This is a genomic window from Streptococcus sp. 2022WUSS037 (genome assembly GCF_044427225.1).
Taxonomy (GTDB): Bacteria; Bacillota; Bacilli; order Lactobacillales; family Streptococcaceae; genus Streptococcus.
The window spans coordinates 13,532-26,619 of sequence record NZ_JAOTGJ010000018.1 but is presented as its reverse complement, the minus strand read 5'-3'; the positions used below and the strand labels follow the sequence as shown (position 1 = coordinate 26,619).

Annotated in this window: 14 protein-coding genes; 7 read left to right on the top strand and 7 right to left on the bottom strand. The window is 40.9% G+C overall.

Going from position 1 to position 13,088, the window contains the following annotated elements:
- Nucleotide 1 precedes the first annotated feature (1 nt).
- The 6 genes from ODU55_RS07375 to ligA form a co-directional block, all read right to left on the bottom strand.
- Nucleotides 2-535, bottom strand: a complete 534-nt coding sequence (locus ODU55_RS07375; RefSeq protein ID WP_024378468.1) for a F0F1 ATP synthase subunit delta — start codon at nt 533-535, stop codon at nt 2-4.
- A complete protein-coding gene (atpF, locus tag ODU55_RS07370) occupies nt 536-1,042 on the bottom strand; it encodes a F0F1 ATP synthase subunit B (protein WP_249547996.1) in 507 nt (168 codons plus the stop codon).
- Between the two features lie 17 nt (nt 1,043-1,059).
- Nucleotides 1,060-1,776, bottom strand: coding sequence for a F0F1 ATP synthase subunit A (gene atpB / locus ODU55_RS07365; protein ID WP_024407435.1), 717 nt, complete (start codon nt 1,774-1,776; stop codon nt 1,060-1,062).
- Nucleotides 1,777-1,812: 36 nt separating this feature from the next.
- Nucleotides 1,813-2,013: a F0F1 ATP synthase subunit C gene (locus tag ODU55_RS07360; protein WP_002936021.1), complete on the bottom strand. Its 201-nt coding sequence runs from the start codon at nt 2,011-2,013 to the stop codon at nt 1,813-1,815.
- A 136-nt stretch (nt 2,014-2,149) separates the two neighbouring features.
- A complete protein-coding gene (locus ODU55_RS07355; RefSeq protein WP_398582416.1) occupies nt 2,150-3,193 on the bottom strand; it encodes a diacylglycerol kinase family lipid kinase in 1,044 nt (347 codons plus the stop codon).
- A 10-nt stretch (nt 3,194-3,203) separates the two neighbouring features.
- On the bottom strand, nt 3,204-5,162 hold the full coding sequence (ligA, locus tag ODU55_RS07350; RefSeq protein ID WP_398582415.1) for an NAD-dependent DNA ligase LigA: 1,959 nt from the start codon (nt 5,160-5,162) through the stop codon (nt 3,204-3,206).
- Between the two features lie 122 nt (nt 5,163-5,284).
- On the opposite strand from ligA, the gene ODU55_RS07345 reads away from it, so the two are divergent.
- The 7 genes from ODU55_RS07345 (at nt 5,285) to ODU55_RS07315 (ending at nt 11,728) form a co-directional block, all read left to right on the top strand.
- A complete protein-coding gene (locus ODU55_RS07345) occupies nt 5,285-5,431 on the top strand; it encodes an SPJ_0845 family protein (RefSeq protein ID WP_172015830.1) in 147 nt (48 codons plus the stop codon).
- A 1-nt stretch (nt 5,432) separates the two neighbouring features.
- Nucleotides 5,433-6,338, top strand: a complete 906-nt coding sequence (locus ODU55_RS07340) for a permease (protein ID WP_398582414.1) — start codon at nt 5,433-5,435, stop codon at nt 6,336-6,338.
- On the top strand, nt 6,335-7,150 hold the full coding sequence (locus ODU55_RS07335; RefSeq protein ID WP_398582413.1) for a TIGR03943 family putative permease subunit: 816 nt from the start codon (nt 6,335-6,337) through the stop codon (nt 7,148-7,150). Before ODU55_RS07340 ends, ODU55_RS07335 begins: the two co-directional genes overlap by 4 nt.
- A gap of 78 nt (nt 7,151-7,228) precedes the next feature.
- Nucleotides 7,229-8,716: a glucose-6-phosphate dehydrogenase gene (zwf, locus tag ODU55_RS07330; RefSeq protein ID WP_398582412.1), complete on the top strand. Its 1,488-nt coding sequence runs from the start codon at nt 7,229-7,231 to the stop codon at nt 8,714-8,716.
- A 114-nt stretch (nt 8,717-8,830) separates the two neighbouring features.
- Nucleotides 8,831-9,982 carry a DNA cytosine methyltransferase gene (locus ODU55_RS07325; RefSeq protein WP_398582411.1) on the top strand — a complete coding sequence of 384 codons (1,152 nt, stop codon included), beginning with the start codon at nt 8,831-8,833 and terminating at the stop codon, nt 9,980-9,982.
- Nucleotides 9,975-11,036 carry an HpaII family restriction endonuclease gene (locus tag ODU55_RS07320; RefSeq protein ID WP_398582410.1) on the top strand — a complete coding sequence of 354 codons (1,062 nt, stop codon included), beginning with the start codon at nt 9,975-9,977 and terminating at the stop codon, nt 11,034-11,036. The genes ODU55_RS07325 and ODU55_RS07320 overlap by 8 nt, the downstream gene beginning before the upstream one ends.
- A gap of 17 nt (nt 11,037-11,053) precedes the next feature.
- Complete coding sequence (locus ODU55_RS07315) at nt 11,054-11,728, top strand: DNA alkylation repair protein (RefSeq protein ID WP_398582409.1); 675 nt, start codon at nt 11,054-11,056, stop codon at nt 11,726-11,728.
- Nucleotides 11,729-11,812: 84 nt separating this feature from the next.
- Here ODU55_RS07315 and ftsY read toward each other — a convergent pair whose 3' ends face one another.
- Nucleotides 11,813-13,087: a signal recognition particle-docking protein FtsY gene (ftsY, locus tag ODU55_RS07310; protein WP_398582408.1), complete on the bottom strand. Its 1,275-nt coding sequence runs from the start codon at nt 13,085-13,087 to the stop codon at nt 11,813-11,815.
- Nucleotide 13,088: the final 1 nt, after the last annotated feature.

Sequence of the window (13,088 nt, the reverse complement as noted above, 5' to 3'; positions counted from 1 at the left end):
TCTAAAGTTTTTTTCTAACATCCTTCAACTGTGTCCGAACGCTTGCATCGATTACCTTATGGTTAACCGTTACAATAAAACCACCGAGGAGACTTTGATCAAGTTCTTCCGTGATATTGCGTACACGCAAGGAAAATCGTTGTTCTACCAAGTGACGGAGACGCTCTTTTTGAGCTTCTGTCAACGGATAGACTGAAACCACACGGGCTTCAAATTCATTTTTATATTTACTGATTTGTAATTGGACACGCTCAAGGGTTTCAAGAAGCAAGTCTGCATGACCATCACGAATAACATCTTCAATCAAGTCATTGATTTGCCAGAAACTAGATTGACGTACCGTCCTTACAAAGTCAGCCTTTTCTTCTCTCGATACTGTCGCTGACAGCAAGATTCGATTCAGCTTACTATCATGAATGATGGAAATCAAGTCAGAAATCTGGTCATACATATCCCAAATATCTGCATGATCACTGACTTTTTCAACAAATGATAGAGCATATTTTTGCACGATGGCATTTTCTCTAGCGTTCATCTACTTGTCTCCTAGTTTGTCCAAATAACGGTCAATCAAGTTACTATGAGCTTGTTGGTCCAAATCTTCCAAAATAATTTTGCTTGCAAGATCAACTGCCAATTCAGCAACTTGAACGCGCAAGTTTTCCTGTGCTTCACGTTTTTCAGCTTCAATTTCCAATTGAGCTTTTTGCTTCAATCCTTGAATTTCAACGTCTGCTTGCTGAAGAATACGTTTTTTCTCTAGTTTTGCGCGTTCAACCGCGTCTTGAATAATCTTTTGACTTTCAATACGTCCCTGTACCAACTCGTCTTCACGTTGTTGAACAAGGTTCGCTGCTGCTGTTAGTTTTTCTTCTGCAGCATCAATATCATTTGCAATCTTATTGGCACGTTCTTCAAAAATACCTGTAATTTTATCCCATGCAAAAACACGAATAAGAATAATAAGTACTGCAAATGAGACTGTTACCAAGATAAAGTTTCCAAGAATGGTACTAGATTGCATTGTAATAGTTGTTGCCATAGTTGTCATTCCCTTTCCTATTCACTCTCACCACTAATTTTTTTATTTAAGTACATAGATACCAACATGATAAATACATATCCCTGCAAGCATGAAATGAATACAGAAAATGCTGTCCAAACAACGTTTAGAGCAAAGGCAATTGGATATGCAAGTGCACTTTGTTGAGATAATTGTAGAAGAAGAGAGACGAGCACTTCACCAGCATAAATATTACCGTACAGACGAAGAGCAAGCGACACAAGGTTGGTCACTTCTTCCAAAATGTTCATTGGAGCCATAGCCCAGGGTGTCACAAAAGATTTGAGGTACGCCTTGAAACCGCGACGACGAATACCTTCAACATGACAAAATACTGTTGCAATTGTTGCCAAACCGAAATCGTAAGCCATATTGGCCGTTGGAGAAGTCCACAAATTATGTCCTTCTGCTGTTTCCAATTTGGTCATCAAACCTAGATTATTGGCAACCAAAAGAAAAGTAAAGACTGTAAAGAAGAACAAAGAATACCGCTTTGCTTCCGCATCGCCAAGATTCCCTTTTGTAAAATTGATGGTCAATTCGTAAACGTACTCCAAAACATTCTGTTTTCCTTTTGGCTTGAGCTCCATCCGACGACTAGCCCAAAAAACAAGTAAGAAAATAATGGAAATGGTAATGACAGAAACCAATACCATGGTCAGGTCAAAGGTTACGGGACCAAGGGTAAGGGTTGGACTTAAATGTTCTTCCAATGGAGGTTCCCCCCTTTTCTATTTCTCTATTTTCTACTATTTCAAGACAAATGTCATAGCCAAGGTTACGAAGAAAGTTCCCTCGATAAAGGCAACACCCAAAAATACACCAGCCATCAATTTACTTTGCATTTCTGGTTGACGTGCAGTCGAACTAAGGTATGAAGCCACCAACAGTCCCTCACCGATACTTACACCAAGACAGGCCAATCCAAGGGCCAATGCGCCTAAACTCATAACGAATTCTCCTTTTAAAATTTAATACCATGTAAGGATACTCCTAAAACATCTATTTGTCAAGAAAATACCGCCATTGTAAGCGTTTAATTCGTTTTTACAAAATAAAAAGAAAAGACGGTTTCATCTTTTCTTCCTATTTAATAGCTTCATCAATATGGTCTGTTTCTTCAATGAATCGTTTGGCCATATCTTCTCGATTCATCTGATCAGTATCAAGAGTGATTGCATGGTCAGAAACCAGATCTGTATCTGCGAAAAACTCTATATGGTTTGATAGGTTGTACAGACTTACAGGAGCTTCCCCACCAAACTCTCCATCTAGATTGAGCAGTAGACGGTTATCTGGGTTCAGATTTTCAATGGATAGGTTCTTGGTTTTTATGTATTCAACTAGATCACTATCAATGTGTTTGCCACCGTCTAAGACTTGACGAATCAGATGCAGAATTTCAAATAAATTCCCTGTTTTAACCATCAATAAGGTAAAATTACCATCATCTAACTTAGCATCTGGAACGATCTGTTCAAACCCTCCAATTGAATTGGTTAAGGCAACAAAAACCATTGAAACCGAGCCTTCGAATACTCCCTCATCATGCTCTACACGAACAGGTGTAAATTGTACTTGTGGCAGGAGTTCTGCTCCTTTTACCACATAGGCCAAATAGCCAAACATGGTCTTAAGTTGACTTGGAACACTGTAGGTCAATTCCGTAAGTGTACCTGCCGCAGCAATGTTGATAAAATAATGTTCTTGATAAAAACCATTTTTTTGATTTTTGGCTAAACCAATATCCATTAAAATGGTCTGCTGCTTACCAATAACCTTAGCTGCTTCTACAGGATTTCCCCTGGGCACTTTTAAGGCACGCGCATAGTCATTGGTGGTGCCAGTCGGTATGATGGCCATTTTCGGTCGTTTTTCGAGCGGAGCAATTCCATTGACGACTTCATTGATTGTTCCATCTCCACCAGCCGCGATAATCAAGTCAAAGCCTGCAAGCGCCGCACGTGTAGCTTCATTCTTTGCAGAGTCTTTCTCAGCAGTTGTTTGGAAAGCTGAAGTTTCATAACCGTAGCCTTCCAAAATTTCCAATACTTCGGCCACATTTTTCTTCATGATTTCTTGACCTGAGGTCGGATTATATATTAGTCTAGCACGTTTTCTTTCTTCCATCGTTTTACCTTTACAAGCTCTCTAACCAAGCCTCATCTTTAATTTCGATACCTAGTTCCTGTGCTTTTGTCAATTTACTACCAGCATCTGTTCCAGCAACCACAAGATTAGTTTTTTTAGAAACTGTTCCTGCTACATTTGCCCCTAAAGCTTCTAATTTGGCCTTGGCTTCGTTTCGTTTCATTCGCTCCAATTTACCAGTCAGTACAACTGTCATACCCGATAGCGCAGCATTTTCATCTACTACTTGTCCGAGATAGGTCAAGTTTACCTTAGCTTCCTTAAGTTCAGCTAAAAGTTGCTGCGCACCCTCACTAGCAAAAAAAGTTGTCAAGGATTTAGCAATAACCTGACCAATACCTTCTAGCGAAGCAATTGCTTCTTGTTCAGCAAATGCTAAGGTTTCTAAATCGCCAAATTTTTCTACTAAAATCTTACTTGCCTTACTGCCGACATGGCGAATACCCAGCCCAAATAGGAGGCGTTCTGCTGAGTTGCTCTTAGAAGTTTGAATGGCTTGGTAGAGCTTGTCTGCGGACTTTTCCTTGAAACCGTCTAGGGTCAAGAGGTCGTCCACTGTTAGTTTGTAAATGTCCGCCACATCCTTGACCAAACCTGCTAGGAAGAGTTTTTCTACGATTGAAGACCCTAGTCCTGCGATGTTCATGGCATCCCGACTTGCAAAATGTTCCAACTTACTCATCAGCTGGCTAGGACAAATAGGGTTGATACAGCGGAGAGCAACTTCGTCCTCATAGTGTTGTAGGTCGCTCTGACAAGACGGACAATGACTAGGAATGGGCATGATTTCTTGCTCTTTTCGATACTTGTCCACCACTTTCAGAACTGCTGGAATAATATCTCCCGCCTTATAAACAATGACCGTATCGCCAATACGAATATCTTTTTCGGCGATATAGTCTACGTTATGCAAAGTTGCTCGACTGACAGTCGTTCCTGCCAGTTGAACAGGACTAAGATTGGCAGTTGGTGTCACAACACCTGTTCGGCCAACAGTCCAATCAACCGACAAGATTTCTGCTTCTTTTTCCTCAGCTGGAAACTTGTAAGCTACTGCCCATCGTGGCGCTTTTACTGTAAATCCTAGTTCTTCTTGTATAGCTAGGTCATTGACCTTAATCACGATACCGTCGATTTCATAGGGCAAATCTTCTCGCCGCTCTGCCATTTTTTCAATAAAATCCCACGTGTCATCAATCGACTCCGCCAAGCAATATTCGTGGTTGGTCACAAATCCCAGAGCATCTAACTTGCGAAGCACTTCGGACTGGCTAGTCACTTCAGAGGGGCTGGCCTCTTGGTAGAGGAAGGTAGCGAGACCACGCTGGGCCACCACTCCCGTATCAAGCTGGCGGAGAGTCCCTGCTGCTGCATTACGCGGATTAGCAAATTCAGCTTCACCAGCCTCCTGACGCTGTTTGTTAACACGGTCAAAAGAAGCCTTTGGCATATAACACTCACCTCGGACAGTGATGTCCACAGCTTCGGGTAAGGTCAAAGGAATATCAGCCACTCGTTTGAGATTTTCTGTGATATTTTCACCGACACTACCGTCACCACGTGTAGCACCCACGACTAAATTACCCGCTTCATAGGTCAGGGAAATAGATAGACCATCAATCTTCAATTCACAGATATATGTTGCTTGAGGAAATTCCTTACGAACACGCTGGTCAAAAGCTTCTAATTCTTCACGAGAAAAGGCATCCTGCAAACTAAAAAGAGGATAAACATGATTATATTTTTCAAATCCGTCTAGCACCTTTCCCCCGACCCGATGGGTAGGACTATCTGGTAAAATCAGTTCTGGATGAGCCGTTTCTAGCTCTACTAATTCACGATAAAGCGTATCATATTCTGCATCTGATACGCTAGGTTGGTCCAATTGATAATACTCTTTAGCGTATTGATTGAGCACGCTAACTAATTCTGATATTCTTGTTTTCATAAGAATATTATATCATGATTTGAGGGTGCTAACTATATTTGCGCTTCAATAAAAACAGATTCCTTTAGATAATTTTTAGCAAAAAATGTATAATGTGTATATAAACTTTTTGGAGGTGCCCTATGGCTGTAACCTATAAACGACAAGATGATTTAGAAAAGATGCTGGAAGAATTTGCTTCATTTGAAAAACTGGAAGAAATTGAGTATCCTGATCCAAAATCAAAAGAAAATTCCGAGAAAAACAAGTTGAATCAGGATAAAAAATAATATGTTCGGTCTTGATCAATTACCTACCTCCGTCCTACAGGCGGGGGCTATTTTCCTGTCTATCATGATTGAAGCCTTGCCCTTTGTCTTGATTGGAGCATTGATTTCTGGCTTTATTGATGTGTTTATCACCCCTGAAAAAGTCCATAAACTCCTTCCCAAGAACAAGTTTCTTGCCATTCTATTTGGAACCTTTATCGGCTTCATTTTTCCGTCTTGCGAATGTGGTATTGTCCCTATTGTCAATCGGCTATTAGAGAAAAAAGTACCTAGTTATACTGCTGTCCCCTTTTTAGTAACGGCTCCTGTGATTAATCCCATCGTCCTTTTTGCAACCTTTACTGCTTTTGGCAATTCCCTACTTTTCGCCTTCTATAGAGCCCTAGGAGCCATCATTGTATCCCTAGTATTGGGAATCATTCTTGGTTTTTTCGTAAAAGGACCCATTCTTAAAGGAAGCAAGTTTGACCAGCACCAGCATGATTATTCAGATAAAACTAGCTGGCAAAAAGTTAGCTTCGCACTTATTCATGCCATTGATGAATTTTTTGATACGGGACGTTACCTAGTCTTTGGTTGTCTCTTTGCCAGTCTCGTACAAGTCTATATTCCAACTGCTGTCCTGACTACCATCGGTCACAGTCCATTAACAGCTATTTTACTGATGATGTTGCTGGCCTTTCTTCTTTCCCTATGTTCTGAAGCCGATGCCTTTATTGGTGCATCACTACTATCCAGCTTCGGATTTGCCCCAGTAATGGCTTTCTTAGTTATCGGACCCATGGTGGATGTTAAAAACTTGCTCATGATGAAACATTATTTCAAAGGGAAATTTATAGCCGGTTTTATCATTACTATCACTCTCGTTATTTTGGGATATAGTCTGATACTTGGAGGTGTAGTATGATTCGTTTTTTAATTCTTGCAGGCTATTTTGAGATGACCATGTATCTTTATGTCTCTGGAAAATTAGACCAATACATCAATCTGCACTATAGCTATCTAGCCTATCTATCCATGGTTTTATCTTTCATACTTGCCATCGTACAATTGTATGTCTGGGTAAAAGAAATTCGAGTACATAGCCATTTAAAAAGCAAAATTGCCAAACTATCAAGCATTGGACTATTGCTCATTCCTCTTGCTATAGCCTGGCTCTTTCCTACGGTCAGCCTGGATTCAACAACTGTTGCTGCCAAGGGCTATCATTTCCCACTAGCAGCAGAAAACGATGCTAATACACAAAACCAAGAAGGGACGACTGTTCAGTACCTCAAGCCTGATACTTCTATTTATTTTACGAAATCTGCCTATCAAAACCAGATGCGTGAAATTGCTGATAAATACTTGGCTGAAGAAACCATTGTCGTTACTAATGAAAACTATATGGAAGTGATGGAAGCAATCTACGACTATCCTACGGAATTTTCAGGAAAAACGATTGAAATGATTGGATTTGTCTACAATGACCCTGACAATAGCCAGCAATTTTTCCTCTTCCGCTTTGGTATTATTCACTGCATTGCTGATTCTGGGGTATATGGCTTACTCTCTACGGGGGCTACCACAGAATTTCCTAACAATACTTGGTTAAAAGCCAGAGGAACAGTCAAGGTTTCCTACCACACATCGTTGAAACAAAATCTCCCAACACTTGAATTACAATCGATGGTTCAGATTGAGCAGCCAGATTCCCCGTACGTCTACCGTGTTTTCTAATAATCCCAACTCAAAAAGTGAATTTTCTGACAATTTGTGGTATACTATTAATGATATTCAACAGATAGGAATGAAATTATGTCATCACATGTATTGTTTACAATTTTTGGTGCTAGTGGCGACCTTGCCAAACGCAAACTTTACCCATCTTTATTCCGCCTCTATAAGGCTGGACACATCAAGGAAAACTTTGCAGTAATTGGTACAGCTCGCAGACCCTGGACCAAGGAATTTTTTGAGCAAACCGTCATTGAATCACTAGGTGATTTGCCTGACACACCACGTCAAGCTCATGAATTTGCTAGTCATTTCTACTATCAAAGCCATGATGTCAATGACACGGAACAATATGTAGCTCTTCGTAAATTGCAGGACGACTTGTGTGAAAAATATGATACCCAGCACAACAAGGTCTTCTTCCTCTCTATGGCACCTGAATTTTTCGGAACCATTGCCAAACACCTCAAATCTGAGCAAATCGTTGATGGACAAGGTTTTGAACGCTTGATTATTGAAAAACCTTTCGGAACTAGCCTTGCTACAGCTACCAAACTCAATGATGAATTGGCAGCAGCCTTCAATGAAGACCAAATCTATCGTATCGACCATTATCTTGGCAAGGAAATGGTGCAAAATATCTTTGCAGTTCGCTTTGCCAATATCATTTTTGAGCATATTTGGAACCGCGATTACATCGATAACGTCCAAATTACATTTGCTGAAGCGATTGGTGTGGAGGATCGTGGGGGCTACTACGATCATTCTGGCGCCTTAAAAGACATGGTGCAAAACCATGCTCTTCAAGTTCTTTCACTTCTAGCAATGGATAAGCCAGCCAGCTTTAAGGAGGAAGATGTCCGCGCCGAAAAGATCAAGGTCTTCCAACACCTTCGTCAGCCTTCTGATGAGGACCTCAAACGCAACTTTATCCGTGGTCAATATGCAGCAGGTTCCATCGACGGAAAAGACTACGTTAGCTACTTGGATGAACCAAATATTGCCGAAGGTTCTCAGACAGAAACCTTTGCTGGAGGGGTCTTCTTCGTTGATACTGACCGTTTCCGTGATGTTCCTTTCTTCTTCCGTACAGGTAAACGTCTGACAGAAAAGGGCACGCGCGTGACCATCACCTTCAAGCATGCGGAAGATATTTTTGGTCAGCCTTCTGAGGCCAATGTCTTGACCATCTTCATCCAACCAACCGAAGGCTTCATGCTATCTATCAACGGTAAGGAAGTTGGTTCCCACTTTGCTCTTACTCCTGCCAAACTCAACTTCCGCCACAATGCAACTGCTCTTGGAAATTCACCTGAAGCCTACGAAAAACTATTTTACGATGTCCTAAATGGTGATTCTACTAACTTTAGCCATTGGGAAGAAGTGAAAGCAAGCTGGAGCTTGATTGACCGCATTGTTGATTTGTGGACAAGCAACCAAGTCCCACTCCACACCTATCCAGCTGGAACTATGGGACCTGATGCAGCCTTTGATTTGCTTGAAAGCTACGGTTGCAAGTGGGTCTGGACGCCAGATGTGTGGTATCGTGAACGTGGCTTATTGAAATAATAATATAAAAACTGGAGCAATCCAGTTTTTTTGCTATACGGATTAAAAATTGAAAAATATATTCGTAAAATCAAAAAATATATGATATAATTCCGTTATAGAAAGGTGGTACTTATGAGAGGTGGCGTCCGAAAAAATGCTGGAAGAAAAGAAATTAGTCCAGATGAGAAAAAAATAGCAAAATCAATTCATGTTGATCCCTTACTCTACCAAAAAATACAGGAACTAGAGATAGAAGGAAACGACAGTTTTTCTAGTAAATGTCACTATCTATTAGAAGAAGGATTGCATTATCTTTCTTCAAAGTCAGTAAAAAAAGACTGTAAATTGACATTTATTGATTTATTTGCTGGTGTTGGGGGTATACGAAAAGGGTTTGAGGATGAGCAAACCAAATGTGTCTTTTCTTCGGAGTGGGATAAATTTTCAGCTAAAACCTATGAGGCAAATTATGGAGAAGTACCTCATGGAGATATCACAAAAATAGCTGAGCAGGATATTCCAAAACACGATGTTCTCTTGGCAGGTTTTCCTTGCCAGCCATTTTCTAATATTGGAAAGCGAGAGGGCTTTGAACATTCCACTCAAGGAACTCTATTTTTCGATGTGCTTAGAATTTTAAAATACCATATGCCCAAAATGTTTCTTTTAGAAAATGTCCCCGGCTTACTGACCATTCAAAATGGTGAAACCTTTAAAATTATTCTCCAAAGTTTAGAAGAACTGGGTTACTCAGTATTCTTTGACGTTCTTGATGCACAACATTTTGGACTAGCCCAAGTACGAAAACGCATTGTGATTGTTGGATTTCACCCTGATTTAGCTATTACTAGTTTTGCTTTCCCACAAGGAAATCCAGAAAAAAAAGTTCCTGTTTCCAGTATCCTAGAAGATAATCCTACTGGATATGGCATTTCCGAACATTTACAAAAATCCTATCTTTTTAAAAAGGATGATGGGAAACCGCAAATAGTGGATAATCATTCGACTATTCAAGTCAAAACACTAGTAGCATCCTATCATAAAATCCAGCGTTTAACAGGGACTTTTGTGAAAGGGGGGGAAACTGGGATCCGCTTACTTTCAGAATTAGAATGCAAACGATTGATGGGATTCCCAGATGATTTTATTATCCCAGTTAGTCGAACACAAATGTATCGTCAAATGGGCAATTCTGTTGCTGTACCAATGATGCGTGCGGTTGCCAATGCTATGAAGGAAGAACTTGCCCTAGCTGAAATGGAGAAAAGGATGCACTATGCCTAATAAAGTTAACAAAGGTGAGTGGGCTGAACTATTTGTCTTCTTAAAAGCTCTCTCTGATGGGAAGATATTTACGGCCGATGAACAATTAAACAAGATTGAACATTTATTCTATACGATATTAACCGCATTGAACCTCCATGAAGAGTTTAAAAAGGAGTATATCAGAGATAGCAATACTAACTGCATCATTTTAGAAGAAAATGGAAGAGAATTGCTACGTGTTCCAATTCAGGAGTTCAAACAGTCTGCTGAAATTTTATTAAAAGCTATTCAAAATGGTAAGGGGACTTTTGAAATTCCAGAAATAGAGCCCTTACTAACAAAACTCAAAGTAGATAAAATCAAGGCTAGTAATGACAGCAAAAAAGACATTGTCTTTAAAATTCATGATCATTTCACAGGCACACAACCTTTTATTGGCTTTTCCATAAAATCATATATAGGAAGCAAGCCTACTTTGTTAAATGCAAGTGGAGCTACCCGCATCCACTATCGGTGTTCATCTGATATTTCTGAACAATTGAGAGAAAAGGTCCATTCAATTTCTACCAAAAATAAAATCAAGGACCGCATACAATGTTTAAAAGAAAATAAGGTTGAACTCATCTTCGATAGTCTCCCCAACTCAACATTTGAGAGAAATTTACAAATGATTGATTATCGTATGCCTGAAATACTCGCCTATCTCTTTCTAACTTCTTACTCTGTTAACGGCAAATCTGTTTCGGATGTAGTAAAAACTTACTGTCAACTCTACAATGAAGATATGGAATTAGTGGAATACAAAGTAAAAGATTTGCTTGTAGCTATTGCCCTAGGTATGGAACCGAATTCAAAATGGTCTGGTTTGGAAGATGCAAATGGAGGCTATATTGTAGTGAAGGAAGACGGCGAAATCCTATGTTACCATATCTATGATCGGAATAAATTGAGAGAATATTTATACCGCAATACAAAATTTGATAGTCCTTCAAGCAAACGGACTGGTGCTGGGATGTTTTTTTCTGAAGACGAACAAGAGAAATTTTCACTGACTGTGCAAATTCGATTCTAGGTAGAGGACTAATTACCATGACACAAATAAAAGAATTACTCACCCAACTTGAAGCAGCCAGCCATGCTGGCACCCTCAAGCGTTATGAAAAAATTGGCGAAACTAAGCCCTACTACGGCGTTCCAATGGGAGCTATTTCTGGCATCGCCAAGGCCTATAAGAATCGACTGGACTTGTTTGCTCCACTCTGGCAAACAGGTGTCCTTGAGTCACAATATCTGGCTATTCAAATTACCAAAACAAAACCTGACCAGCTGACTTCTGCTGCTTTAGAAGCTTGCCTCAATGAACAAGTTTCGGTCAACGTCCTCGATAAGCTAGCTTCCATCATTCTTAGCAAACGCAAGGATAGCAAAGACTGGGAGGAATACTTACTCATCCAAGACCAAGCTATTTTTCAGCGACTTGGTTGGTTCCTTCGTGCCAAATACTTTGCTGGAAAAACTGCTTCAAACCAAGAAATTGAAGAAACGCTAGCTTATATTAGCGAGCATTTGCAAACCGAAGACCCACTTGTCCAATGGACCATGAACCAATGCTTGGTGGAGATTGCCGTTGCTTACCCCGACTATCTAGAACAAGGCCTTGCAATCGGTCAGGAGTTAGCTGTCTATGTGGACATGAAAGTACCCAAAGGCTGTACTTCTGCCTACGCATCAGACTGGATTGAGGCATTGTTAAAGAGGAAATAATCGTGGTATTGTGGATATTGCCATTTACTCACTGCTGCATACAGATAGAAAAAGTCGCTAGTTCATTGAACTAACGACTTTTTTCTATACCAATCCTTCCAAGAGCCCACGCATAAACTCTTCGGATTTGAATTCTCCGATGTCATCAATTTTCTCACCGAAACCAATCAGCTTGACTGGAATATCCAGTTCCTGACGGATAGCAAGGACTACACCACCTTTTGCAGTACCGTCTAGCTTGGTCAAGACCAGGCCTGTCAATGGGGTAATTTTTGCAAATTCCTTGGCTTGACTGAGGGCATTTTGACCCGTGGAGGCATCAAGTGCTAAGAGAGTTTCATGTGGTGCATCAGGTAGAGTCCGTTTGATGATACGACCGATTTTTTCCAGCTCTGCCATGAGGTTTTCTTTATTTTGCAAACGACCAGCTGTGTCAATCATGAGAATATCCACGCCTTCTGCCACGGCACGTTTTACCCCATCAAAGACCACACTGGCTGGGTCTGACTTTTCAGGACCCGTGACCACAGGCACATCGACACGGCGCCCCCACTCGACCAGCTGGGCTACCGCACCCGCACGAAAGGTGTCCGCTGCGACCAACATGACCTTCTTACCAGCCTGCTTGTATTTATAGGCCAACTTACCGATAGAGGTCGTCTTCCCAACGCCGTTGACACCGACAAAGAGCATGACTGTCAAATCATCCTGGAAATTGATCTGCTCGCTGAACTGGCCGTCTTTTTCGTAAATATCCACCAATTTTTCGATGATAACCCGCCGGAGTTCATCTGTCTTCTTAGCTTTCTGTAGCTTGGCTTCATAGCGGAGCTCCTCTGTCAGAGTAGAAGCAACTTGCACACCTACGTCTGACAAAATCAGCATTTCTTCCAACTCTTCGAAAAATTCTTCATCAACTGAACGGAAGTTAGCAAAGAATTCGTTGAGCCTTGCCCCAAAGCCTGTGCGGGTCTTTTTCAAGGTCCGCTGGTACTTGTCCTGCTCACTTTCTTGCTCTACTGAAACAACTTCCTCAACAGGCTCTTCCTTGACCTTGGTTTGAATAGCAGGGTCAAAGCCTTGTTCCTGCGCTTCCTTCACTCGAGCCGCAGCAGCTTCTTTGGCTGCATAATATTGAGCCATCATGTCTAAGGTCCGTTGTTTCTGAGCTTCTTGCTCGGCAGTCAATTCAGGCTCTACTACTTCAGACTGGATCTCTTCCATTTCTTGAGTAGCTGACTCAACTTCAGTAGTTACAGTATCTTCGCTTGAAGCCGACTGTTCCGTTTCTACTTCTTCAACAAGAGCAACTTGCTCCTCTTGTTTTTCATGTCCAAATAATCGATCAAATAATCCCATA